At 57.3% G+C, this 23,279-nt stretch carries 23 protein-coding genes and 1 pseudogene; 11 read left to right on the plus strand and 13 right to left on the minus strand.

The genetic code is table 11. The annotated features are described in order from the left end of the window. Positions 1-2: 2 nt before the first annotated feature. From ACO06L_RS09545 to ACO06L_RS09575, 7 genes are all read right to left on the minus strand, one after another. Positions 3-1,121, minus strand: a complete 1,119-nt coding sequence (locus ACO06L_RS09545; protein WP_202347869.1) for an ABC transporter ATP-binding protein — start codon at positions 1,119-1,121, stop codon at positions 3-5. Positions 1,122-1,139: 18 nt separating this feature from the next. Continuing rightward, the gene (locus ACO06L_RS09550) at positions 1,140-2,009 is read right to left on the minus strand and encodes a carbohydrate ABC transporter permease (RefSeq protein WP_014578203.1); all 870 of its coding nucleotides are present in this window, start codon (positions 2,007-2,009) and stop codon (positions 1,140-1,142) included. Then, positions 2,002-2,928: a carbohydrate ABC transporter permease gene (locus ACO06L_RS09555; RefSeq protein ID WP_202347870.1), complete on the minus strand. Its 927-nt coding sequence runs from the start codon at positions 2,926-2,928 to the stop codon at positions 2,002-2,004. The genes ACO06L_RS09550 and ACO06L_RS09555 overlap by 8 nt, the downstream gene beginning before the upstream one ends. A 53-nt stretch (positions 2,929-2,981) precedes the next feature. After that, positions 2,982-4,241: an ABC transporter substrate-binding protein gene (locus tag ACO06L_RS09560; protein WP_202347871.1), complete on the minus strand. Its 1,260-nt coding sequence runs from the start codon at positions 4,239-4,241 to the stop codon at positions 2,982-2,984. A gap of 36 nt (positions 4,242-4,277) precedes the next feature. After that, a complete protein-coding gene (locus ACO06L_RS09565) occupies positions 4,278-5,717 on the minus strand; it encodes a carbohydrate porin (RefSeq protein WP_202347872.1) in 1,440 nt (479 codons plus the stop codon). A gap of 109 nt (positions 5,718-5,826) precedes the next feature. After that, entirely contained in the window at positions 5,827-7,293 is a 1,467-nt protein-coding gene (locus ACO06L_RS09570; protein ID WP_064227605.1) for an ATP-binding protein, read from the minus strand. Further along, on the minus strand, positions 7,280-7,996 hold the full coding sequence (locus ACO06L_RS09575; protein WP_202347873.1) for a response regulator: 717 nt from the start codon (positions 7,994-7,996) through the stop codon (positions 7,280-7,282). The genes ACO06L_RS09570 and ACO06L_RS09575 overlap by 14 nt, the downstream gene beginning before the upstream one ends. A 120-nt stretch (positions 7,997-8,116) precedes the next feature. Here ACO06L_RS09575 and ACO06L_RS09580 point away from each other — a divergent pair, with 120 nt between their 5' ends. Beyond that, positions 8,117-9,361 carry a substrate-binding periplasmic protein gene (locus tag ACO06L_RS09580; protein WP_202347874.1) on the plus strand — a complete coding sequence of 415 codons (1,245 nt, stop codon included), beginning with the start codon at positions 8,117-8,119 and terminating at the stop codon, positions 9,359-9,361. Between the two features lie 35 nt (positions 9,362-9,396). Here ACO06L_RS09580 and ACO06L_RS09585 read toward each other — a convergent pair whose 3' ends face one another. After that, complete coding sequence (locus ACO06L_RS09585; RefSeq protein ID WP_202347875.1) at positions 9,397-11,085, minus strand: HAD family hydrolase; 1,689 nt, start codon at positions 11,083-11,085, stop codon at positions 9,397-9,399. Between the two features lie 126 nt (positions 11,086-11,211). On the opposite strand from ACO06L_RS09585, the gene ACO06L_RS09590 reads away from it, so the two are divergent. The 4 genes and pseudogenes from ACO06L_RS09590 to ACO06L_RS09605 all read left to right on the plus strand — a co-directional run bounded on the left by ACO06L_RS09590 (position 11,212) and on the right by ACO06L_RS09605 (position 14,388). Then, positions 11,212-12,051 carry a cytochrome c oxidase assembly protein gene (locus ACO06L_RS09590; protein ID WP_202347876.1) on the plus strand — a complete coding sequence of 280 codons (840 nt, stop codon included), beginning with the start codon at positions 11,212-11,214 and terminating at the stop codon, positions 12,049-12,051. Further along, a complete protein-coding gene (locus ACO06L_RS09595; protein ID WP_202347877.1) occupies positions 12,048-12,644 on the plus strand; it encodes an SCO family protein in 597 nt (198 codons plus the stop codon). The genes ACO06L_RS09590 and ACO06L_RS09595 overlap by 4 nt, the downstream gene beginning before the upstream one ends. Positions 12,645-12,728: 84 nt before the next feature. Next, positions 12,729-12,874 (plus strand): annotated as a pseudogene (locus ACO06L_RS09600) (DUF2256 domain-containing protein). After that, on the plus strand, positions 12,871-14,388 hold the full coding sequence (locus ACO06L_RS09605) for an FAD-binding domain-containing protein (RefSeq protein ID WP_202347878.1): 1,518 nt from the start codon (positions 12,871-12,873) through the stop codon (positions 14,386-14,388). The pseudogene ACO06L_RS09600 and the gene ACO06L_RS09605 overlap by 4 nt, the downstream one beginning before the upstream one ends. 14 nt (positions 14,389-14,402) lie before the next feature. Here ACO06L_RS09605 and ACO06L_RS09610 read toward each other — a convergent pair whose 3' ends face one another. Both ACO06L_RS09610 and ACO06L_RS09615 read right to left on the minus strand, forming a co-directional pair. Next, positions 14,403-14,930: a hypothetical protein gene (locus ACO06L_RS09610; protein WP_227716022.1), complete on the minus strand. Its 528-nt coding sequence runs from the start codon at positions 14,928-14,930 to the stop codon at positions 14,403-14,405. Between the two features lie 150 nt (positions 14,931-15,080). After that, the gene (locus ACO06L_RS09615) at positions 15,081-15,431 is read right to left on the minus strand and encodes a DUF3147 family protein (protein ID WP_202347879.1); all 351 of its coding nucleotides are present in this window, start codon (positions 15,429-15,431) and stop codon (positions 15,081-15,083) included. 144 nt (positions 15,432-15,575) lie between these two features. On the opposite strand from ACO06L_RS09615, the gene ACO06L_RS09620 reads away from it, so the two are divergent. Genes ACO06L_RS09620 through ACO06L_RS09630 form a run of 3 tightly spaced genes read left to right on the plus strand, consistent with a single transcriptional unit; the run spans position 15,576 to position 17,447 of the window. Further along, entirely contained in the window at positions 15,576-15,950 is a 375-nt protein-coding gene (locus ACO06L_RS09620; protein WP_202347880.1) for a hypothetical protein, read from the plus strand. Positions 15,951-15,998: 48 nt separating this feature from the next. Continuing rightward, positions 15,999-16,736 carry a HupE/UreJ family protein gene (locus ACO06L_RS09625; RefSeq protein WP_227716021.1) on the plus strand — a complete coding sequence of 246 codons (738 nt, stop codon included), beginning with the start codon at positions 15,999-16,001 and terminating at the stop codon, positions 16,734-16,736. Between the two features lie 15 nt (positions 16,737-16,751). Next, positions 16,752-17,447, plus strand: coding sequence for an SPOR domain-containing protein (locus ACO06L_RS09630; protein ID WP_202347881.1), 696 nt, complete (start codon positions 16,752-16,754; stop codon positions 17,445-17,447). Positions 17,448-17,496: 49 nt separating this feature from the next. Here the strand turns inward: ACO06L_RS09630 and ACO06L_RS09635 are convergent, their stop codons facing one another. From ACO06L_RS09635 to ACO06L_RS09645, 3 genes are read right to left on the minus strand one after another with little or no spacing between them, the layout of a single operon-like run. Then, the gene (locus ACO06L_RS09635; RefSeq protein WP_202347882.1) at positions 17,497-18,243 is read right to left on the minus strand and encodes a copper resistance protein B; all 747 of its coding nucleotides are present in this window, start codon (positions 18,241-18,243) and stop codon (positions 17,497-17,499) included. Then, positions 18,240-19,973, minus strand: a complete 1,734-nt coding sequence (locus ACO06L_RS09640) for a copper resistance system multicopper oxidase (protein ID WP_202347883.1) — start codon at positions 19,971-19,973, stop codon at positions 18,240-18,242. The genes ACO06L_RS09635 and ACO06L_RS09640 overlap by 4 nt, the downstream gene beginning before the upstream one ends. Positions 19,974-20,010: 37 nt before the next feature. Continuing rightward, the gene (locus ACO06L_RS09645; RefSeq protein ID WP_064227592.1) at positions 20,011-20,538 is read right to left on the minus strand and encodes a cupredoxin domain-containing protein; all 528 of its coding nucleotides are present in this window, start codon (positions 20,536-20,538) and stop codon (positions 20,011-20,013) included. Between the two features lie 201 nt (positions 20,539-20,739). Here ACO06L_RS09645 and ACO06L_RS09650 point away from each other — a divergent pair, with 201 nt between their 5' ends. From ACO06L_RS09650 to cadR, 3 genes are read left to right on the plus strand one after another with little or no spacing between them, the layout of a single operon-like run. Then, positions 20,740-21,405: a response regulator gene (locus ACO06L_RS09650; protein WP_202347884.1), complete on the plus strand. Its 666-nt coding sequence runs from the start codon at positions 20,740-20,742 to the stop codon at positions 21,403-21,405. Next, positions 21,392-22,756, plus strand: a complete 1,365-nt coding sequence (locus ACO06L_RS09655) for a sensor histidine kinase (protein WP_202347885.1) — start codon at positions 21,392-21,394, stop codon at positions 22,754-22,756. Before ACO06L_RS09650 ends, ACO06L_RS09655 begins: the two co-directional genes overlap by 14 nt. Further along, positions 22,743-23,201, plus strand: coding sequence for a Cd(II)/Pb(II)-responsive transcriptional regulator (gene cadR / locus ACO06L_RS09660; RefSeq protein ID WP_202347886.1), 459 nt, complete (start codon positions 22,743-22,745; stop codon positions 23,199-23,201). Before ACO06L_RS09655 ends, cadR begins: the two co-directional genes overlap by 14 nt. Positions 23,202-23,279: the final 78 nt, after the last annotated feature.

Genomic DNA, 23,279 nt, shown 5'->3' on the forward strand with positions numbered 1-23,279 from the left:
AATCAGTGCGGGGCGATCCGCTTTTCAGTGTCCGGATCGAAGAACACAACCTTCTTCATATCGAACATCAACTCGGCAGTCTCGCCCCAGGTCACCGGGTGTTCCGGATCGATCCGGCAATGCACGTTGGTATCGTTCAGCTGAATCAGAGCAATCACATCCGGGCCGGTGGGCTCGGTCACTTCAATCGTGAACTCGCCCTTCGCCACCAGGGTCTGGTCGTTTTTCTGATCCTGGGGCTGGGTAATGTGCTCCGGGCGAATGCCCAGAATCACCTTCTTACCTACCCGGTCTGCCAGGAATTCCGGCACCGGCAGCTTCACAGCCCGGCCATCATTGCCACGCACTTCCGCCTGCAGTCCGCCTTCTCCCTGTTCCACGGTTACCGGCACAAAGCTCATCGCTGGTGAGCCCATGAAGCCGGCAACAAACAGGTTTTCCGGCCGGTCATAGACTTCTTTCGGCGTGCCCAGCTGCTGCAACTCACCATCCTTGAGCACGGCGATCCGATCCGCCAGGGTCATTGCCTCGATCTGGTCGTGGGTTACGTACACGATGGTGGTTTTCAGGCGCTGGTGCAGTTTCTTGATCTCGGTGCGCATCTCCACCCTCAATTTGGCATCCAGGTTGGAGAGCGGCTCGTCGAACAGGTAAATCCGTGGTCGGCGGGCCAGGGCCCGGCCCATGGCTACCCGCTGCTGCTGGCCGCCAGACAGATTTGCCGGCTTCTTGTTGAGCAGTTGGGAGATTTGCAGCAGATCGGCCACCCGTTCTACTTCCTGATCAATCTCGTGCTTTGGTAAACCGCGGATTTTCAGGCCGAATGCGATGTTCTCGCGGACGGACATGGTCGGGTACAGGGCGTAGGACTGGAATACCATGGCGATGTCCCGGTCTTTTGGCTCCATGGTGGAGATGTCCTTGCCGTCCAGGACTATCGAGCCATCGGTGATGGTCTCAAGGCCGGCGATGGTGTTCATCAAGGTGGATTTACCACAGCCGGATGGGCCCACGAGTATCAGGAATTCACCGGAAGCGATGTCGATGTCGATGCCCTTGAGGGTTTCCTCGGCAACGCCCGGATAGGTTTTGCGGATGCTCCGCAGTTCCAGTTGAGACATTATTGTTATCCTCTCAGGTCAACCTTTGACAGATCCGGCGGTCAGGCCCCGGATGAAGTATTTGCCGGCGACGATATAGACCACCAGGGTTGGCAGCGCCGCGATCATGGCTGCCGCCATATCCACGTTGTATTCCTTCACCCCGGTGCTGGTGTTCACCAGATTGTTGAGCGCCACGGTGATGGGCTGGCTATCACCGCTGGCGAACACCACGCCGAACAGGAAATCGTTCCAGATCTGTGTGAACTGCCAGATCAGCGACACCATGAATATGGGTGTGGACATGGGCAGCAGAATACGGAAAAAGATGGTAAAGAAGCCGGCGCCGTCCAGCCGTGCGGCCTTGATGAGGGCATCCGGAATGGCCACGTAGTAGTTCCTGAAGAACAGTGTGGTGAACGCCACCCCGTAGATCACGTGCACCAGCACCAAGCCGCTGGTGGTATTGGCCAAGCCAAGTTTTCCGAGGGTTGCCGCCATGGGCAACAGGACCACCTGGAACGGAACAAAGCAGCCGAACAGCAGCATTCCGAAAAACAGGTCAGAGCCCTTGAACTTCCACTTGGACAGCACGTAGCCGTTGAAGGCACCCAGCAAGGTGGAAATCAATACCGCGGGCACGGTCATCTTGAACGAGTTCCAGAAATACCCACTGATTCCCTCACACTGAACACCGGTGCAGGCCTCGGACCAGGCTTTGGTCCAGCCAATGGTGGTCCAGTCCGTGGGCAGGGCCATCAGGTTGCCGGTGCGGATGTCCATGGGAGTCTTGAAGCTGGTCACCAGCATGATGAACAGCGGAATCAGGTAGACCAGGGCGGCCAGGAGCAAAAGCCCGTAGATGGCCACGCGGCTGGGACGAAAGCCGGTGCGAACCACATCAGTCATGGCGCTTCTCCCTCAGTTCCGAATACAGATAAGGCACGATCAGGGCCAGAATGGCGCCCAGCATCAGCATGGCACTGGCGGACCCCAGGCCCATCTGGCCACGGGTAAAGGTGTGGGCATACATGAATACCGCCGGCAGGTCGGTGGAGTAGCCCGGACCACCGGCGGTCATCGCCATCACCAGATCAAAGCTCTTGATGGCTATGTGAGCCAGAACCATCACTGCGCTGAAGAATACCGGGCGCAGGGAAGGCAGGATGATTTTCCAGTAGATCAGCGGCAGGCTGGCGCCATCGACCCGGGCGGCGCGGATAATGGAGGAATCCACACCGCGCAGCCCCGCCAGAAACAGAGCCATGACGAAGCCGGAGGCCTGCCAGACCGCGGCCATCACGATGGTATAGATAGCCATGTCCGAGCTAACCAGCCAGTCGAAACTGAACGTCGTCCAACCCCAGTCGTGCATCAGCTTTTCCAGCCCAAGGCTGGGGTTCAGAATCCATTTCCAGACGGTGCCGGTGACAATCATCGACAGGGCCATGGGGTACAGATAGATGGTACGGATAGTACCTTCCTGGCGAATCCGCTGATCCAGGAAAATCGCCAGTATCACGCCAATAACCAGGCAACTGAGAATGAAAAGACCGCCAAAGATGCCCAGATTGATTGAGGCGGTCAGCCAGCGGTCGTTAGCCATCAGTTTGGCGTACTGATCGAAGCCGACAAAGTCATACACCGGTAGGAAGCTGGAGCTGGTGAACGACAGCACACCGGTCCAGAGCATGTAGCCGTATATGCCAACACCGATAAGGACAAATGTGGGCGCTACAACCAGCTTTGGCAGCCAGCGCTGCAACGCGTCGAGAAAGCGCGACGGCGCCCTGGCCACCCTGGCGGGTTGGCGTTGAGTGTGTTCCATGATGAGTCTCCCGAGAGGATCGGGGGCCACCCGAACGGGTGGCCCCTACCGGATCAGAGTGCCGCCTGGATAGCTGCTGCCAGCTGGTCAGTGGCCCGGACCGGATCCTTGTTATCGGAGTTCACGAAGTTGGTGACAACATCAAAAATCTGGCCCTGCACATAACTGGTGGTAGCCAGGCCGTGGGCAAAGCTGGGCACCAGGCCGCCGTCGTCAGCACTGCTTTTGAACGTGTCCATGGACGCCTGGGCACAGGAATCAAAGCCGGACATATCCATGTCGGTACGGACCGGGATCGAGCCCTTGGCCTTGTTGAACACTGTCTGGAACTCCGGCTCCATGATCGTACGAGCCAGGTCTTTCTGCGCCTTGGTGTTGTCCTCATCGCTGAGACTGAACATGGCGAACGAGTCGACGTTAAAGGTGAACTGACCACCAGTACCCGGTGCCGGGGCACAGATGTAATCCTCGCCAGGAGTCAGGCCAGCAGCGGTGAATTCCCCCTTGGCCCAGTCGCCCATGATCTGCATGGCCGCTTCGCCTCGAATGACCATGCCGGTGGCAGTGTTCCAGTCACGTCCGGCTGCGTTGTCATCCACGTAGCTCATCACCTTGGCAAACTCGGCAAAGACCTCTTCCATCTGTGCGCTGTTAATCACGTCCATGTCGTGCTCAACAAACGCCTTGGCGAAGTCTTCCGGCCCCATGACGGCCAGAGCCACGGCTTCGAAAACCGTTGCGTCCTGCCAGGGCTGACCACCATGGGCCAACGGAATAACACCATCAGCTTCCAGCTTCTCCGCCGCGGCGTAGAATTCTTCCAGGGTCTTGGGCACAGAAACCCCTGCGTTCTCAAGTACCTCCGGGTTGGCCCAAAGCCAGTTAACCCTGTGCACATTCACCGGCACGGCGACATAGCTGTCCTCGTATTGCATGACATCGGCAATAACCGGCGGAATCAACTGGTCCCAGTTGTTCGCCTCGGCCACATCATCCAGGCTGGTGAGAAAGCCCAGCTTGGCCCATTCCCGGATATCCAGGCCCTTGATCTGGGCGGCAGCCGGGGGGTTGCCTGAGACAGCGCGGGTCTTGAGCACAGTCATGGCCGCTTCACCGCCGCCACCGGCCACGGCAAAGTCTTTCCAGGTGTGGCCCTGCTCTTCCATCATTTCCTTGAGCGCGGCCGCGGCGCGGGCTTCGCCGCCAGCGGTCCACCAGTGCAGAACTTCAACTTCGCCGGCCTGAATGGCCTGGGCCGGAAGCAACGCCGCAGATACGGCTGCAGCAGCAATTGTTTTCTTGAACATAGTCATGGTCAATTCCTTCCTGTTTTGTTGTCTTGATCAGGTTCAGAACCAGATTTCCATCTGGGTACCAAAGGTCCACTGACCGCTTTCGAAATCACTGTCGACGCCAAGTGCATCGCCAGCAGCGTATGTCTCGAGCTCGTCATCCCAGGTTGAGTAACTTGCAAACACGCGGATTTCAGGACGGTTCCAGAACCCGCCAACCTGGGGCTTGAAGGTGGGCGCTATAGTAAAACGGCTGTAGTCGCCATCCACCGCACTTCTCCCCTGATAGCCCAGAGTGGTGAGATCCATAGTCTGCCAGGAGGCTTCATACTGCATTTCAAAGTTCGCACTCAACTCCTGGGCGAGACGGGCATTGAACGTCAGCCACTGGTATTCGTCGCCCTTGATGTAACGATCTTCACTGGTTTCCGCCAGAATCGCCGGCGCGAACCGCCAGTTTTCGCTGAGATAGGTCGTGCCGTAGACAGCCACACGGGTGCTGACTGCATCCTCATGCAGGTCGCCATCGGCGCCGATGTTCTTGGTCTCGGCACCCAGGCCGGTGCCGTGGATTATCGCGGCCTTGAAGTTACCGTCCGAGAGTCCGAAGAAACTGTCCCCGTGGTACGCCAGCATGGTGTGCAGGCCGGTCTCGGCAGCTTCCGTGACACCACCGACCACCCGCAGATCGTTTTCCTGGGCCTTCATACCATTGATCAGCCACTGGACGTTACCGAAGTAGTTATTGGCGGTAAGGATCAGATTGTCTGTGTCCGATGTGATGTCCTGGTCCTGAATGTCGGAAGGGAATTCCAGAAAGCTTCGGCCATAGAGGGAGAAGTTTGATTTCACGCTGTCCGAAAACGTTACGTCATAGACACCGGCGCCCAGGCCACCCAGAAAAACGATGTCGCTGTCGAGCCAGTGGATGTCAAAGTCCAGGTCCCGGTCAAAACGCTTGCCGGCCCAGATCGCGGACTCCTCGAAAATACCGGAGAAGCTGGCCAGGTTACTGAATTCCACATAGGCCTGACGAACGTTCAGGGCGCCGTCACCGGCTGTCCAGTCATTCGAGGACGTCGTGGAATCGGCAATCATCAGCCGGTAGTGGGATTTGGTCCCATTCTCGGCCACCTGTTTGTAGTTCAGGATCGCTTCAAGGTAGGTATCGGGTTCATTGCCGAGGCGGCCTACGGCGCCACCAACGGAACCCGCGGGGGTCAGGTAGGGACCGCCCGGGGCACTTTGCAGATCACCGTTCAGAAGCAGACCAGAGCGGGCGTAGGTGTTGAAGGAGAAACCTTCCAGACCATTGGCCTTCGGTTCAACTTCGGCCAGCCTTGCCTCGAGGTCAGCGAGGCGGTCCTCTACGCTCTGGTCCTGAGCCTGTGCCTGTCCGGCCGTCAGTCCCAGCGATGCCAGGACAACTGCGGTTGTTAAAAGGCGTACGCTTGAGGTTTTTCTTGCAGGGGTAGTGCCATAGGTAACATTGAGCATTCTTGACTCCTTGTTTTTGTTTTATTGGCACTCTGGAGTCTATGGCAAGAAACGAACACGCTACGTATCAAAGGGAAATGCCCATGTAACAAGGTTGTTACATGGGCTATCAGTGGCGGGGCAAGGTCAGTTCTACATGCAGCCCACCGGCGGAACGGTTACTGATGTCCAGCTCACCGCCGTGGCTTTGCGCAATGTTGCGGGCTATTCCCAGACCGAGACCAAAACCCTGGTGCTGATTTTTGTCGAGCCGGTAATAGGGTTCGAAAATGCGGGACAACTGGTCTTCGGAAACACCGGGGCCCTCATCCTCCACGTGGATCACCAGTTGGCCCGCCATGTCTTCAATTCGCACCATGGCTTTGTCGCCATACTTGACGGCGTTGTCCACCAGGTTTCCAAGACATCGTTTCAGAGCCAGTGGCTTGCCCCGGTATGGCCGGCAATGGCCCTGCACGGTCACCCGGTCAGGCCCGTCTCCCTGATAGGCTTCCGCCATTCCCCTGAGCATACGCTCCACATCCACGGGCTCGGCGTTCTCGTGTATATCGGTGTCTTTCATGGACTGAAGGGCATTTTTCGCCAGCAATTCCAGTTCATGGAGGTCCGCCTCCAGGCGTTCGCGCATAACATCGTCGTCAATCAGATCCACTCGCAAACGCAAGCGTGTGATCGGGGTTTTGAGGTCGTGGGAAATGGCACGGAATAGCTGGTTCCGGTCGCTGATATAACTCTGCAATCGGCGACGCATGGTATTAAAGCTCCGGGTCACCGCCAGAATCTCTGCACTGCCCTTCTCAACCAAAGGTGGCTGATCATCCTCGAGGGGCAGATCCCGGGCGGCCTTGGCCAGCTTACGCAACGGCCGCGTCTGTTGTCGGATAAGCCACGCAAGTACTGGAAACAGTATGGCGATCATCACCACCAGAAACAGGATCTGTTGCCCTGGTATCCCCTCATCCTCAAGTGACACGTAGGGGGCTGGCAGTGCCGCCGCCAGGTACAGCCACTCACCGTCTGTGACTTCGACCTGGGTAACCAGAACCGGCGGATTCAAAGGCTCCAGGGTAAGTGCATAGTGGGCCCAGGATTGCGGCAGGGCATCCAGCGGCAATTCACTGTTGAGAATCCGTAAACTGGCGGGATCCACGAATTCAACATGCAGGTTGATCCGGTTTCCCAGCCGTTTGCGCAACACCAGCTCGACTTCTTCGGTTACCAGCCGCTTACGCTCGCTGTCTGGTAGCGGCTCCATATTGATAAGCTTGTCATTGAGCGAAACAAAAAACCGCGTTCCCCCCATATCGCGCAGTTGATCCAGCACAATGTGCCGGTATTCCAGCGGGAGCGAGTTGAAGAATTGCGCGGTAGCCGCAGCCGACTGCGCAAGGTTGCGGGTGGTAGCCACCAGCCCCTCAACCTGCTGGGCCCGGAACGTGGCAATCCAGGCGGCGCTGGAAATGATCTGGGCACTCGCCATTGCCAACAGGGTCAGCAGCAATACCCGTCCGAGCAGTGAGGAGGGAAACCAGCGCCAGTTTTTCTTCTCCGATTCACCCGCGCTACTCCGAAACATGGGCCACCGTTGCTGCCAGCAGGTAGCCGGCGCCCCGTACTGTCTTGATCAGTCTGGGGTTGCGGCCCTGATCGCCAAGACGTTGCCTCAGGCGACTGACAGCCACATCCACTACCCTGTCCAGGGGCATGGACTCCCGGCCACGGGTAACGTCGGATATGGTGTCACGATCCAGCACCTCATTGGGATGACGGAGAAACAGCTGGAGCAGGGCGAAGTCTGCACCGGAAAGTGCCGTGCCCTGCTGATTCTCGTCGATCAGTTCGTGGGCCAGGGTATCCAGCCGCCAGCGATCAAAGATGACGTAGCGAGGATTGTCGGATCGACTGAAACTCGCCCTGCGAAGAAGGGCTTTCACTCGGGCCTGAAGTTCCCGGGCACTGAAGGGCTTGGCGAGGTAATCATCGGCGCCCAGTTCCAGGCCCACAACCCGGTCGGTTTCGTCGGAGCTCGCCGTGAGCATAATGATAGGCACCCGACTGTGTTCACGAATCTGTCGGCACAGAGTGAACCCGTCATCGCCAGGCAACATGACATCCAGAACAATCAGGTCGACCTGGGCCGAGTCCAGCTGCAGGCGCATCTGGTCGCCGTCGCCCGCGGTCATGACCTCGTACCCTACACGGGTCAGATGCTCCTCTAACAGCTCACGGATCGCAGCGTCGTCATCCACTACCAGTATCGATGCTTTTCTTTCATTCATTGGTTGGTCTTTGTTGTTATTCATGCCTATCAGAATATGTCCTAACGTTGTGCAGCAAAAGCCCCATAATGGTGCTAGCCTGACGTAAGGATTGTTCACATCACGGATGCTGCCTTCACCATGAACCTTCGACTCGCTCTGAGTCTGACAACAATACTGTATTCAACCGTGTGTCAGGCTCAGCCTCCAACACTGAACCTCTACACCTTCGAAAGCCCACCCTATCAGGTGGCAAGCCAGGAGAAGGGTGGAGCCAATCGAATTTCCGGCGAAACCGCAGACACGGTGGTTTGTGCTGCAAACCGCGCTGGCTGGGCAACACGCATCCGGATTACGCCCCAGAATCGCGCCATACACTCGCTGGAACGCAACATGATCGATGGTTATTTTGCCATTGATCCCTCCGCAGAGCTCGACAACATAGCAGAACGCAGCGATCCGGTGGCTCTGGAGAAATGGTACTTTTTCACCGGGGGCGAGAAAGCGTTTACCAACAACCTGCGAATCGGGGTAGTGGCCGGCAGCAACGAAGAAGCCTGGCTGGAAGCCAACGGCTACGCCATTTTTTTGAGCGTGTCTTCGCCGTCGCAGTTGCTCGCGCTACTCAAACGGGGACGAATCGATACCGCACTGATGGATGAGCGCGTCATGAACCGTCTCCGTTACGAAAACGATTGGGAGGGCACGCAACTCAATGCCCATTTTGTCCGTTACGCGCCGCTTTATCTGTACCTCAGCGAAGCCTTTGTTTCCGACTATCCTGATTTTCTCGGCACTTTCAACCGCACTCTGAACAGTTGCATGGCTGGCCAGCTAGCACTGTCCGACGAGGAAGAACGCCGCATTACGGAACTATCAGGCCGCCTGCTCAAAGAAATGAACAGCATTCTGGACATCCGCCAGATCATTGATGCAGGTCCCAGGCAGGAGAGTTTTACCGATGTAATGACCATCGACAGTCAATGGCAGGCCTTGTCACCGGTCGCTACACCGGAGCTGGCCGCGTTGATCCTGGCACTTCCGGGCTCTAAAGCACTGCAGGCCTGGCAACTATCACACCGGGGCCTGGTCACCGAAGTGATGCTGGTAAATGACATGGGAACCCTGGCGGCGATGAGCCAGCTCACTTCCGACTACTGGCAGGGCGACGAACCAAAGTTCCAGAGGGTCATTGAGAGCCGGGCGCCGGGCGCCAATACCGACAGGCCGCTGTACATATCACCAATTCGCTATGACACCTCAGCGGCGAGGTTTCAGGTCACCGCCAGTGCACCGGTGTTATCTGGCAATGGCGAAGCGGCCATCGGTGTTGTCGTGATCGGGCTCAGTATCGAGGAGGCTCTAAGCGACTCTGAGAAATACTGATCATTGTCGTCGCTTTCTGCAGTCACCGCGGAAAATCAGGGCGGCCCCACCTCGCAGGCCAGCACCAGGGCCCAGAACTCCGAGAAGTCATTGACCACCACATCCGGCTTGTCCGGGTGTTTGTGGGTGCCTGGGAAAATCTTGTTCAGCCAGGGCAGATCCCACTGGGCCCCGTTGAAAAATACCGAGGTCAGGCCCGCGCGTTTGGCAGCAATGACATCCGTCGTGCTGTCGCCCACGTACCAGACGCTCGGATCCGGGGGATAGTCCAGCTTCTGAACCGCCAGCAGCAACTGATCCGGGTGCGGCTTTCGCAGGGGCGTGTCGTCGCCGCAGACGTCGACATCAAAAAGGTGGGTCCAGCCGGTGTCCTCCACCGCCGCCAGTTCATGCTCGAAAAACTCGCGATCCCGGTTGGTAATGACCCCCACCTGAATGCCCAGACGCCTTAACCCTTCCAAGACCTCCCGCACCTTCGGCTCAAAGGCCTTCACTGTGCCGTAGTGTTTTCGATAATGGTGATTGAACGCCTGGTGGGCGACCTGTTTGGCCTCCTGGTCGTCGCCGAACAGCACCTCAAAGATATCGGTTCGGGAAATTTTCCGGTCTGCCTTCACCTTTGGATGCAGCTTCGCGAACTCCCGCACGTAGGCAACCAGCTTCACATCTTCCGGAGTTTTGCTGTCTTCCGGCGCTACCATGCGGTCCATCAGTTTGAGTTTGTGGAAATCCGGCAGCATGTCATCCACCGCGTGGTACATGGCGTCGAGGGTATCCACCAGGGTGGCGTGCCAGTCGAACAGGATTACCGCCGGGCGAATAAGCTTGACCACCGCCGGGTGCCAGTCCGGCTCGATGCGGGGCTCCGGGCGCTGTGGCGGCGGGAAGGGTCGTGGGCGAACCTCGGCAGGCGTCTGTTCAAAAGCTTCCGGCTGGCTCCGTTCAAGCAGGGCCAGCAGGTCCATCAGGTCCTCGAAGCTATCCAGAATGGCCGCGGGGGCGTCCCGGTGGGAAAACCAGCTGTCGATCCGGCCGGATTCCCAACGGGCCCCGTTGTAGAACACTCCCGACACGCCCGCTTTGTTGGCGGTGAGCATGTCAACGTAGCTATCACCCACGTACCAGGCCTTTTCATCGGCTGGCAGATCGAGCTTCTCAAGCGCCTTCAGGATCACCTCCGGGTCGGGTTTGTACTCGGTGACATCATCGGCGCAGACCGTGGCATCAAACAGGTTCCGCCATCGGCCCTCGTCCACCGTCTGTAATTCCCGATCCAGAAACTCCCGGTTCCGGTTGGTGGAGACCGCCAGTCGGATTCCCATGGCTTTCAGGGCGGAGAGGTATTCGTAGGCGCCAGGCTGGAACGGCTTTACCTGACCGAAGTATCGACGATAGGCCTCGTTATAGGCCTTGTGGGCGATCAGTTTGGCGTCTTTGTCATCACCAAAGATGGCGTTGAAGATGTCGGTCCTCGACACCCGACGCTCCGCCAGGATACGTGGATGCAGCCGCCGGAAAATCCGGATGTAGCGCACCAGGCGCGCATCGTCGGATGTTCGGCACTTGTCCTCGGGTAGCAGCCGTTCCACCAGCCCCAGATCCTCCAGCTGCGGCAGCATGTCTTCCATGGCACTGAACATGGCATCGTGAGTGTCTACCAGCGTGCCGTGCCAGTCGAAGATCAACACCGAAGGCGCTGAAATGGAATCGCAAAATCGGGCCATGCCCCGTCTCCGTCAGAAGTTTCCTGAAGCCGGCCTTGAAATCCGCCGCCGGGCCGGCAAAACTCGGCGGTACTGACAAGAAAGATAAACCCGGTTTCCAGTGCGTGCACGCATCGAGTCCGATCCATGCCAATATCGAGCTACCTGCTGCCTTACGATTTTTCGCCTCTGACCCTGCTCAGTTACATGCTGGTGCTCGGGTTTTATGGTGTCGCGCTACTGAAGATGCCGGAGCAGGACCGGCCGGGATCGGGCCGTATTATCACTTTCACACTCGGGGTCATGCTCTGTTACGGGGTGATGCAGACCCGATTCGACTACTACTCCCAGTACATGTTTTTCGTTCACCGGGGGCAGCATCTGATTCTGCACCACCTGGGGCCAATGCTGATCGCGCTGTCCAATCCGCTGCCGGTGATGCGCTTCTGGTACCAGAAGATGTCACCTTCTTTGCGCTACTGGCTACAACCAGTTGACTGGATTTACCGGGTATTGCAGCAGCCCTTTATAGCCTCGTTTCTGTTCGTGGGGCTGATCTATTTCTGGCTCTGGCCGCCCATCCATTTTGACGCCATGCTGAGCCGGCAGCTCTACTGGATCATGAACTGGAGCATGTTGCTGGATGGTCTCCTGTTCTGGTGGCTGATTTTCGATCCCCGCAGCCCTGCAGTCACAAACGCGCTTGGCTATGGGAAACGCATCCTGCTGCTGGCGCTGGTGGCCATTCCCCAGATGGTACTCGGGGCCTGGATCGTCTTTTCCCGGGGTATGGTGTACGACGTGTACGAAGTCTGCGGCCGGGCGTGGCCCATGCCTCCCGAAACCGATCAGTTATTGGGCGGCCTGTTGACCTGGATCCCCCCGGCCATGATGAGCATCATTGGCATTCTGATCGTGCTCCGCCGGGCCATGCATGAAGATGGCAAATTTCCCAGACGCCGCTCTCTGGCAGGAGGAAACGCATGAACAGAACGCTGTCACTGTGGCCCGTCTTCGTTGCCCTGATACTCGCTGGCTGCGCTGGCGATGAGAAAAGCTGGCACGGCAAGGACATCTCGGGCCTGATGCCCGAGCTCCAGTTCCAGCTGGAGGGCACCGATGGGAAAACCGTGACTCCTGATGACTCACAAGGCAACATCCGGCTGGTGTATTTCGGCTTTACCTCCTGCCCGGATGTCTGCCCAACCACGCTGACCGATCTGCGCCGCTCGGTTCAGCAACTGCCCGAAGAGTATCAGGACGATGTTACCACCCTGTTCGTCAGCGTTGACCCGCGCCGGGATACCCCCGAACGCCTGGCCAGTTACGTAAGCTTTTTCGGAGAAGGAATCGTTGGCCTCACCGCCGAAGAACCCACGCTTCGAAAGCTCGCCAAACGCTACCGGACCACCTTCGGTTATGACCAGCCCGACGCCAACGGCAACTACAATGTTTCCCACAGCAGTGCCGTTTATGTGTTCGATCGCAGTGGAAGCGCCCGGCTGCTGCTACGCCCCGGCCTATCGCCTGAACAGATCAGTAAAGATCTGGCCCAGCTGGCGAGGGAGTCAAACTCCTGAGGTACATTTCTACTGCCGTCTTGGGTTGATCCTGGCCTGCCAGGCAGACGTAGAAAGCCATACATCCCGAATGGACGATAGTTAGTGCCCCATAAGAAACTCAACCTCCCCGAAAAGACCTGCCCGGTCTGTCAGCGGCCCTTCAAGTGGCGGAAAAATGGGCCAAAGACTGGGACAACGTGCGCTACTGCAGCGAACGTTGCCGGCGTGAGCGGAGCGCATCGTCATGACCACTCTGGTGTGGTTCAAGCGCGACCTGCGCACCCGGGATCATGCCCCCCTGGTGGCGGCGGCCACCCTGGGAGAGCCGGTCATACCCTTGTACGTCATCGAAGATGAGTACTGGCAACTGCCGGACACCAGCGGCCGCCAGTGGGCGTTTATCCGGGATTCTCTGGACGACCTGGACCGGCAGTTGCGCAAGGCCGGCAGTCAGTTGATGGTTCTACGAGGGTCGATTATTGATGCCCTCAAGCGGATTCAGGCCCACCAGCCAATTAACCGCATTTTCTGCCATCAGGAAACCGGCGGGGAGTGGACCTACGAGCGTGACAGGTCGGTGATTGGCTGGTGCTCGGAGAACCAGGTGGAATTCCGGGAGTGGAACCAGTTTGGCGTGGTTCGTCGCCTGAGCGACCGGGATATCTGGGACAGGGCCTGGACCGAGCTGATGCGGCAACCCGTACTTGAGGCTCCGACTGTAATTCCGACATCGGACACCCATAAGACCGTGTATGCTGGCGACAACGGCCAGGATTTCGAAGTGCCAGACACATGCCCGGACCGCCAGATCGGCGGCAGTGCGAGAGGCGAAAAGCTCCTCGGCTCCTTCCTGGATCGCCGCTGCGTCGGTTACCAGTACAACATTTCCAGCCCGAACACCGCCGTCAGGGCCTGCTCGCGCCTGAGTCCGCATATTGCCTACGGCACCGTCAGCCTGCGGGAGATCTACCAGGAAGCCAAGGCCACCGGCAACCACCGCAATACCCTGCCACGGAAAAAGAAAAGCCTGACCAGCTTCCGCTCCCGGCTGCACTGGCACTGTCATTTCATCCAGAAACTGGAGGACGAGCCGGCGCTGGAGTTCCGGGCCATGCACCGGGAAATGGAGGCACTGAAAACCGGGCCTAACGATTCAGAGCGCCTGCAGCGCTGGCAGGAAGGCCAGACGGGGTGGCCTCTTGTGGACGCCAGCATGCGTGCGCTCGCCCACTCAGGCTGGATCAACTTCCGGATGCGCGCCATGCTGATGGCAATCGCCAGCTACCAGCTGTGGCTGCACTGGCGCGATCCGGCCCTTCACCTGGCCCGGTTGTTTACCGATTTCGAGCCGGGCATTCATTACTCCCAGACCCAGATGCAATCTGGCCTGACCGGCATCAACGCCCTGCGAATCTACAACCCGGTGCTGCAGAGCCAGAAACTGGATCCAGAAGGCGAATTCATCCGGCGCTGGATCCCGGAGTTGTCGGGCGTGCCCAGTGAAATGATCCACACGCCCTGGCTGATGACACCGGCCCAGAAAGAGCGTTACGGCGGCAACACCTACATCTCGCCGGTGTGCGATCATGAACAGGCGGCCCGGGTTGCCCGAAAGGCGGTTGGCGACTTTCGCAAGCAGCAGGTCAGCAAGACAGAAACAGATCGGGTGCTGCTCAGACACGGCAGTCGCAAGGGACCTGTCCAGAAACGCCCCCGCGTGCCATCGAAGCAGCAATCCGATCAGCTGTCACTGTTCGACTAGACGGCTTACCCGCATCAGTTGCGATTCAGTTGCCGTTGATGCTCCAGCATTTGCTCCATCATCATCTGCATCTGGTTCATGCGGTTTTCCATCATTTCCAGGCGCTGCTCGTTGTTCATCCCCGGACCACCAGAACGGTTGCCCTGGGCATTGCCAGACTGCTTTTTACCTTGGCCTTGATTGTTCATCATGCCCTGGTTGTTCATCATGCCCTGGCCATTACCCATCATTCCCTGACCATTGCCCATCATGCCTTGGCCCATCATACCGGGCCCCATCATGCCACCACGCATCATCTGCATATGCTCCTGCATGTACTCCATGTGTTGCTGGCGCAGTCTCTGGCGTTCAGCGTTGGAGTTGGCGTTTCGCATTTCCTGCATCATGGCCTGCATGCGCGCCATATTTTCATTCATCTGCTGCACTTGTTCCTGATTCATCATGCCAGCACCTGGCATTTGCCCGGAGTTGCCCTGAGCAAAGGCAAAAGCAGGCAATGCGACGAATACGGAACACGCAACGAAACGACCTAATCTGTTCATGAGATCCTCCTTATTGGCTGCAACAATGTGCATCACCATCAGTAAAGACCATGAAACTGAAATGAAGCTGAAAAACGACTCCGGAATCCGTTTAAGTCGACACATGTTGATCTGCGTCATCCAAACGCCCAGCAAAGTTCCGGGACCGATTCACAGAAGAAAAATGCCGAACTTTTTCGTGACAGCCGCCAGGGAGGCAAAGCAGACAATAGTGACCAGGGCGCCGATACCAAGGGACGGCCAAAAGCCGAATCTGGCCATCAGGAAAGGAAACATCAGGAACATGGGCAACGTGGGCAGCACATACCAGAAAGTATACCAGGCGTGATTGCTGATTTTTTCCGCCGGTTGCTGCTCAACGTAAAGCCAGATCATCGCCAGCACGGTCACCATGGGAAGGGCTGCAATCAATGCTCCCAGTTTGTCACTACGCTTGGCGACCTCAGAGATCAGGACCACCAGCGCGGCGGTTATCGCGTATTTGGTAATAAGCCATGCCATTGAATCTTCCTCTGGCCCCGGAACATTTATTTGTTTTAATTCCTGAAAATCCGCATCGGAATGGTATTCTCTATTCACAAACTATTCCAACGTCCGGTTGCGGGTTAACACCCGCCCAGAGTCTTTGTTCAAAAGCTGGTTTATATGATTACGGCCATCAACCGTAAAAAAGCGTTTCCGGTTATTGTCATGCTGATTGCGCTCATCGGCATGACACTCTCGGTCGTGGGAGAAACCTCATCCCACGGAGTACCGGAGCTGACTGAAGCCAACATCCTGCACGAAGGCGATCACGACCACAGTCATGATCATCACAGCCACAGCGTGCAAGACCATCAAGACCGCCACTCTCATCATGACTCTGGCAACCACTCCCACGAGTCTGCAGACCGGTTGAAAATGCCGGTATTCTCCAACCTGACACCTTCACTCCGGCGCCCTGTTCCCTTTGCTGGAGAGAATCCCCGCAGTTTTCGTTACCGGCTCGACCGCCCTCCGAAGCTCTACAAAATTGTCTGAGCAATGCTGCCTTAGCAGCTGAACGAAAACCCATTCTACGGAGTTACTATGCTGTCAACTTTGCTTGGCAAACCTCGCCACTGGGCGCGGGTTGCTGCCGGCGGAAATCGTTTTTTCTGGATATTCCTGACACTGGGCCTGCTCGGCCTCAGCTCTGATGCGTTGGCCCATGCCGTCGCCCAGGGCGACAAGGGATACATCCAGGAGATTACCGGCATAAACCTGATTGCTTTTACCTACCTCGGTGCCAAACACATGGTCACCGGTTACGACCACCTGCTGTTTCTGCTGGGGGTCATTTTCTTCCTGTACCGCATGCAGCACATCGCTATCTATGTGAGCCTGTTTGCCCTGGGGCATTCCACCACGATGCTGCTGGGGGTGTACTTCAACGTGGGCATCAATAGCTACATCATTGATGCGATTATCAGCCTGTCGATCGTGTACAAGGCACTGGACAACATCGGCGCCTATCAGCGCTGGTTTGGCTTTCAGCCCAACACCAAAGCCGCCACGCTCATCTTCGGCTTTTTCCACGGCTTCGGGCTATCTACCAAGATCCTTGAGTACGACATCTCTCCCGATGGGCTGATTCCGAACCTTCTCGCTTTCAATGTGGGCGTGGAAATCGGACAGCTCATTGCCCTGGCCATGATCCTGATTGCCATCAATTTCTGGCGCAAAACCGACGGCTTTTTCCGTCACGCCTACACCGCGAATGTGGCCATGATGAGTGCAGGCTTCCTGCTATTCGGCTACCAGCTTACCGGTTATTTCGTCGCCTGATTCTGGAGAACTTTTATGTACAACACCGACATACCTAATCGAGAAGAACTGCCAAGCACCGCGAAACTGATTCGATCAACCATTCTTGCGGCTATCGTAGCGCTGGTGCTTCTGGTTACCGTTGTCATGCCTGCGGAGTACGCGCTCGATCCGACCGGAGCCGGACAACTGCTGGGCTTGACCGAAATGGGTGAAATCAAGGAACAGTTGGCCGAGGAAGCCGCCGCCGACGCGGAGGCCGAGATGGTTGCCGTTCAATCGTCGACCGCACAAGAGCCTCAGGAAGTCGCGGAGCCTGTCATGTCCGAGCCTGCAGAGGAATCGGTCTCTGCGCCCGAAGCAGAGATCACGGCTGCGGAACCAGAGCCAGCACCTGTACCAGAAGCTGCGGAGCCGAAATGGCAGGATGAAGTGCGTGTGGTGCTGACGCCGGGCGAGGGAACCGAATTCAAACTCACCATGGAAGAAGGGGCTGTGGCCCGGTTCTCCTGGGCGTCTGAGGGCGGCCCTATCAACTACGACACCCACGGCAACGGCAGCGGCCAATCCATCTCGTACGAGAAAGGACGAGGTGTTCCTGAAGATGAAGGAGAGCTTGAGGCCGCCTTTACCGGCGACCACGGGTGGTTCTTCCGGAACCGTAACGACAATAACATCACTCTGGTACTGCGCACTGGCGGAGACTATGGCCAGTTGAAGAAAGTGCTCTGAGGCGTGAGTGTGCCGGGGTGAGTTCTGCCCCGGCACGCTATCCGAAAGATCAGAAAGCGATTCGCGCACCAACCACCGCAAACCAGTCTTCCGTGCTTCCACCCTCGGCTTTCGCCAGATCTGCGGTATCGCCGTATTTCCGTTCATGCACCACACCCACGTAGGGCGAGAAAGCCCGGTCAATCAGATCGTAGCTCAATCTGAGGCCCGTTTCGGTAGAGCTCAGCCCTTTGCCCAGGCCAATCTCCCGGTCCTCACTGAATGCCACGGTGGCATCCAGCGCCGCCGAGAGAATCAAATGATTGGTCAGCAGCAGCTCGTACTCAGCATCGAACTCGGCCGAGGTATCGCCCTCGTCACTGACGTACAGGCTTGCATCCACTTCAAACCACTGCGGTGCCAGGCCGGTAAGCCCAATAACAGCATAGGTGCGATCCGGTCCCTCGGGGGTATCGAATCGAACGCCTGCTTTGGCATCAAAGAACTTGGAGATGGGAGTCTGTGCAACGAGCTGGTTTTCCAGACTCTCGTATGCCTGTTCTTCGATTTCATACTCACCCTTGGTCAGCCAGCGAAATCTCAGTTCGTCGGTGCCGTAGAAAATATCGGCATTCCAGACTCCAAGCTCCTCATCGTCGTCACTGTAACGATACTCGAACTCTTCGAACTGGACGCCCCAGGTTGTCAGGGCCTGCTTCCGGGCGGTGGTGTCCTCCATCATTTCCTGAGCGGTTACCGTGGTCGGCAACAGCAGTGAACTCAAGAGCCCCAGAGTCATGAATCGAACGCTGCTCATGCCTCACCTCCGTTGCCAGCGACAGCGTCGGTCTTGGCCTGCGTCGAGTCGGGACCACCCTCAACTATAACCTTCCGGAACATACCAGCGGCCGCGTGATAGGACAGATGACAGTGGAAGGCCCACTGCCCGGGCTCGTCCACCTCGGTTTCCATATAGACCGTGGTGCCAGGCTGAACACTGATGGTGTGCTTGATGGGATTCCACTGATCAGCCCCAACATCCAGAATGGACCACATACCGTGCAGGTGCATGGGGTGGGTCATCATGGTTTCGTTCACAAACTTGAAGCGGACTCGCTCTCCATACTGAAGACGGATGGGATCGGCGTCCTCGTATTTCACGCCATTAATACTCCAGGTATAGCGCTCCATGTTGCCGGTGAGCTTCAGCTCGATCTCACGGGTCGGCTCACGGTCCTCGTACAGCGGATTCTGCGCTCTGAGATCCGCGTAGGAGAGGAATTTACCTCCATTTGCGGCCACCGGAACGATACCACTGCCTTCAGCATAGAAAGGATCGCTGGCTCCGTTCCCGGACATCATCATGCCACTGTGATCCATGCCCGCCATGCTTGAATGATCCATTCCGGCCATATCTGACTGTTCCTTACTTTCCATGGCGGAGTGATCCATGCCCGACATATCGGCAGATTCGGCCATCTCCATGCTTCCATGATCCATGCCGTGCATGCCGGCCATATCAGCCATGGTCAACCGTGCGGGCTCCCGCAATTCGGGGACCACGCCCTCCATACCCTCTTCTGGAGCCAGTGTCGCCCTGGCGAACCCGGAACGGCCCATGGACTCGGCAAAGATGGTGTACGCCTGCTCATCCCGGGGACGGACGATGACATCATAGGTTTCCGCAACGCCGATGCGGAATTCGTCCACATTAACGGGCTGAACATTGTTGCCGTCGGCCTGCACCACGGTCATGTTCAAACCGGGGATACGGATATCGAAGTAGGTCATTGCCGACGAGTTGATAAAGCGCAGCCGGATTCTCTCTCCGGGCTCAAAAATGCCCGTCCAGTTCTGATCCGGGCCCTTACCGTTGATCAAAGCCGTGAATCCCTGCAGATCCTCGACATCCGCCTTCATCATTCGCATGCCACCCCAGGCCATACGATCCTTCAGGGTATTCATGAAACCGTGCTCGGAGGCATCGGAGAAAAACTCACCCACGGTCTGCTGCTGACGGTTGTAGTAGTCAGGCATCATCTTCAGGTTGCGCATGATGCGGTCACCGGAGTGGGGATGTTTGTCGGTCAACTGAACCACGTACTCGCGGTCGTAGCGGAACGGCTCACGCCCCTCGGGTTCGATAATAATGGCACCGTAAGCACCGTCCGGCTCCTGAAAACCGGAGTGACTGTGAAACCAATAGGTGCCCGCCTGCTGTATAGGGAAACGGTAGGTAAAGGTTTCTCCCGGCTGGATCCCCGGAAAACTGATACCGGGCACGCCATCCTGCTGATACGGCAGAATGAGTCCATGCCAATGGATGGAGGTCATTTCATCAAGATTGTTGGTGACATTAATCGTCACCTCTTCGCCCTGCTTGAAACGCAGAACCGGCCCCGGGGATTCCCCGTTATAGCCAATGCCCTCTTTGACAAAATCGCCGGTATCAATCTGGACCCGATCCACTGTCAGGTTGTATTCACCGGCCAGGACGAACGCCGGCATCAGCAGGGCCGCAAGGCCTGCCAGAAAGGATTTCTTCATGGTTGACTACTCTCGACTACGTGGTTGTCTGGAAGGATCAGTTGAAGTTCACGTCCCCGTACATACCGGCCTGGTAATGCCCCGGAACATTGCAGGCAAATTCGATGTTGCCTTGCTCGGAGAACTTCCAGACGATCTCTTTACTCTTGCCCGGCTCGAGAAGAACACTGTTGGGATCATCGTGTTTCATGGAGTGGCCGTCGCCCATATCCATTTCCATCATGTCGTGATTGAGCGTGCCGCCCTGAATAACGCCATGTTCAACCATCATCATCATTTCTTCCTGATGGGCCTCATGCATGTCGGGAGTGCCGATATTGAATTCGTGAACCAGATTGCCCTTGTTTACGACGACAAAACGAACTGTTTCACCCGGATTGACCTCGATAGATTCAGGCTCGTAATAGTTATCGTGCATTTCGACGTTGATGGTTCGGCTGACTTCGGAGGCCTTGCCCGGCTCCCCGCTGCCACCCCCGTGGCCACCACTATGGGCACCGGCTGCAAAAACCGTTGCTGACATGGTCATGGCTGCGGCGGCAACCAGAAATGCGGATGCGTTCATCTTATTTACTCCTGTGGAATAATGAGGATCAAATTACCCATGGCTTGCTTCGAAACTTGAGCAATATCCAGAAACGATGAATACCATCGCGCACCAACCTGAATCCTTTCTGAAAATGACCAATTATTTAGTGTTCAGGCTGGGTTCAGGAAAAAGCGCGACACTGGCACGCTCTGCAATACCTGTAGGAAGGGGACACACATGCGTTTACTGCTCGTCGAAGATGACCGCCTGCTTGCGGACGGGCTAACCAGCCAACTGGAAAAGGCGGGATTCAGCGTGGATACCACCTTCACCGCCAGAGAAGCGTCGGCGCTGGCCGATCACGAGGAATATCGCGCCGTGGTTCTGGACCTCGGGCTGCCGGACGGAAATGGTCTGGACGTGCTTCGGAAATGGCGAACGCGCGGCATCAGCTTTCCGGTCCTGATTCTGACCGCCCGGGGTGACTGGCAGGACAAAGTGAACGGTCTCAAGGCCGGGGCCGATGATTACCTGGCCAAACCGTTCCAGACCGAAGAGCTGATTGCACGGCTGAATGCCATCATTCGCCGGAGCGAGGGGCGTGTGCATTCACTGGTAAAGGCCGGCCATTTCGAACTGGACGAGAATCGCCAAAGCCTGAGACTGGCCGATGGCACGGAACACAGCCTCACTGGAACCGAGTTCCGCTTGTTGCGTTGCCTGATGAGCCGGCCAGGGCATGTTTTCTCGAAAGAACAGCTTATGGAGCAACTATACAGCCTGAACGACAACCCCAGCGAAAACGTCATTGAAGCCTACATCCGGAGACTCCGGAAACTGGTCGGCACCGACACCATCTCGACACGACGCGGCCAGGGGTACCTGTTTAATGATCTGGTTTAAAAAACCGGTATCGGTCAAAGGAACCCTACTGGCACTGCTGCTTCCGGCCGGCATTCTTCTGATGGCTCTCGCATGGCTGGTGCACGGGCTCCTACTTGACCGGATGTCCCGCCAATTTGTGGAAACCCGGCTCAAAGACGAAGTCGCCTTTCTGGAACACCAGATTCGTGATTCCAGTGGTCGGCTGGACACCCTTCAGACCGGTGATTATTTCCAGGAAGTTTTTCACCACGCATTCGCTATCCATTCCGACACCCAGACCATCATCTCTCCCGAGAATTGGGCACCGCTGTTGATGCCACTGGTGGAGTCCGGCGAGGAAGGTACACTGCGCGTCAGTGGCGCCGAAATTGCGGAGGCGCCTTCGGATATCCTTGCCTACAGGAAGTCCTTTCACGTGGACGACCAGCCCATCGTGGTGATCGTTTCCGAAGACCTTGGTGCCCTGAGCCGCAGCCAGGCTGAACTTCACGCCTGGACAGCCGTTGTTTCCCTGCTGCTGATCCTGCTGTTGGTTGGCGTACTCTGGCTGGGCATCAACCTGTCCATGCGCCCCGTGGTGAGCCTCAAGGCCGCATTAAAGCGGCTGCAGGACGGCGAGATATCGCGGATTGATGTCAGCGCCCCCGAGGAGTTCCAACCTCTGGTACTGCAACTCAACCAGTTACTCGACTCCCTGGACCAGCGGCTGGAGCGTTCCCGGGATGCGCTGGCGAATCTCTCCCACAGTGTTAAAACGCCCATCGCTGCCGTTCGCCAGATTCTGGAAGATACCGACCGCCCCCTCCTCAACGACCTCAGACAACAAATGGCGGGCAGGCTCGATGATATCGACAGACAACTTGAAGCTGAAATGCGACGCAGCCGGTTCGCTGGTCCACAGGTTGGCAAAAGCGCCTACCCTCTGAAACAGGCCCGGGACCTTCTCTGGATGCTCGGCCGGCTGTATCCGGTAAAATCTTTTGAAATGTCGACCGTACTGACCGAAGAACGGCGCTGGCCCATCGAAGAGCACGACCTGAACGAGGTGTTGGGCAACCTTCTGGACAACGCCGGCAAGTGGTCCGCCAGATTCGTTGAACTTGGCCTGCAAGAGGATGGGAAAGGATTTACCATCACTGTTGCGGACGATGGCCCCGGAATTCCTCCCGACGCGCTGGACACCCTCGGCGCCCGCGGGCTGCGTCTGGACGAACAAACGCCGGGGCACGGCCTGGGGCTGTCCATCGTGCGGGAGATTACGGACCGCTATGGTGGTACCCTGAATTTCAGCTCCGGTTCGACCGGAGGGTTCAAGGCAACGGTCCATTTTCCGGGTACTACCGGGGGGAAAGGCAGTGAAAATCGGTGAACTTGCAAAGACAACGGCCATTCCTGTTGAAACCATCCGCTACTACGAAAAAATCGGTTTGCTACCGGAACCGGACAGGGACAACAGTGGCTACCGCTCTTACCGCAATGCTCATCTGGACCGCCTCCTCTTTATCAAACGCTGCCGCAACCTGGACATGGCCCAGGACGAGATCCGCGAGCTGATCCGGCTGGCCGAGCAACCGGAAGCGGATTGCAGCGAAGTCGATGCCTTGCTGGCTCGCCATCTGAATCACGTGCGCGAACGGCTGAAGGAGCTGGCGAGCCTTGAAGAAACTCTCGAGCAGCTTCAAAAAGCCTGTACCGATGGGCGCACTGTGCGCGAATGCGGCATTCTTGGCGGGCTTAGCACGGAGCTGGAGACTCCAGAGCCCGAAGACCGCCACAACCACGTTCCCCGCACCCATGGGCCGGGCAATTCCTGAATTGCCTTTACGCCCTCAGACCTAGTCTCCCGGGCAAAATAATCCCTCCAAAGCTCCCGCCGGCAGAGTTCGAAAAAA

This window comes from Marinobacter sp., assembly GCF_965229985.1.
Classification (GTDB): Bacteria; Pseudomonadota; Gammaproteobacteria; order Pseudomonadales; family Oleiphilaceae; genus Marinobacter.

Coding starts and splice junctions, on each gene's coding strand:
- ACO06L_RS09630 (WP_202347881.1), top strand. CDS start 16,752: ATGTACAACACCGACATACCTAATCGAGAAGAACTGCCAAGCACCGCG.
- ACO06L_RS09650 (WP_202347884.1), top strand. CDS start 20,740: ATGCGTTTACTGCTCGTCGAAGATGACCGCCTGCTTGCGGACGGGCTA.
- ACO06L_RS09615 (WP_202347879.1), bottom strand. CDS start 15,431: ATGGCATGGCTTATTACCAAATACGCGATAACCGCCGCGCTGGTGGTC.
- ACO06L_RS09655 (WP_202347885.1), top strand. CDS start 21,392: ATGATCTGGTTTAAAAAACCGGTATCGGTCAAAGGAACCCTACTGGCA.
- ACO06L_RS09565 (WP_202347872.1), bottom strand. CDS start 5,717: ATGCTCAATGTTACCTATGGCACTACCCCTGCAAGAAAAACCTCAAGC.
- ACO06L_RS09610 (WP_227716022.1), bottom strand. CDS start 14,930: ATGAACAGATTAGGTCGTTTCGTTGCGTGTTCCGTATTCGTCGCATTG.
- ACO06L_RS09645 (WP_064227592.1), bottom strand. CDS start 20,538: ATGAACGCATCCGCATTTCTGGTTGCCGCCGCAGCCATGACCATGTCA.
- ACO06L_RS09555 (WP_202347870.1), bottom strand. CDS start 2,928: ATGGAACACACTCAACGCCAACCCGCCAGGGTGGCCAGGGCGCCGTCG.
- ACO06L_RS09560 (WP_202347871.1), bottom strand. CDS start 4,241: ATGACTATGTTCAAGAAAACAATTGCTGCTGCAGCCGTATCTGCGGCG.
- ACO06L_RS09580 (WP_202347874.1), top strand. CDS start 8,117: ATGAACCTTCGACTCGCTCTGAGTCTGACAACAATACTGTATTCAACC.
- ACO06L_RS09550 (WP_014578203.1), bottom strand. CDS start 2,009: ATGACTGATGTGGTTCGCACCGGCTTTCGTCCCAGCCGCGTGGCCATC.
- ACO06L_RS09595 (WP_202347877.1), top strand. CDS start 12,048: ATGAACAGAACGCTGTCACTGTGGCCCGTCTTCGTTGCCCTGATACTC.
- ACO06L_RS09570 (WP_064227605.1), bottom strand. CDS start 7,293: ATGTTTCGGAGTAGCGCGGGTGAATCGGAGAAGAAAAACTGGCGCTGG.
- ACO06L_RS09590 (WP_202347876.1), top strand. CDS start 11,212: ATGCCAATATCGAGCTACCTGCTGCCTTACGATTTTTCGCCTCTGACC.
- ACO06L_RS09640 (WP_202347883.1), bottom strand. CDS start 19,973: ATGAAGAAATCCTTTCTGGCAGGCCTTGCGGCCCTGCTGATGCCGGCG.
- ACO06L_RS09620 (WP_202347880.1), top strand. CDS start 15,576: ATGATTACGGCCATCAACCGTAAAAAAGCGTTTCCGGTTATTGTCATG.
- ACO06L_RS09575 (WP_202347873.1), bottom strand. CDS start 7,996: ATGAATGAAAGAAAAGCATCGATACTGGTAGTGGATGACGACGCTGCG.
- ACO06L_RS09585 (WP_202347875.1), bottom strand. CDS start 11,085: ATGGCCCGATTTTGCGATTCCATTTCAGCGCCTTCGGTGTTGATCTTC.
- ACO06L_RS09605 (WP_202347878.1), top strand. CDS start 12,871: ATGACCACTCTGGTGTGGTTCAAGCGCGACCTGCGCACCCGGGATCAT.
- ACO06L_RS09545 (WP_202347869.1), bottom strand. CDS start 1,121: ATGTCTCAACTGGAACTGCGGAGCATCCGCAAAACCTATCCGGGCGTT.
- ACO06L_RS09635 (WP_202347882.1), bottom strand. CDS start 18,243: ATGAGCAGCGTTCGATTCATGACTCTGGGGCTCTTGAGTTCACTGCTG.
- ACO06L_RS09625 (WP_227716021.1), top strand. CDS start 15,999: ATGCTGTCAACTTTGCTTGGCAAACCTCGCCACTGGGCGCGGGTTGCT.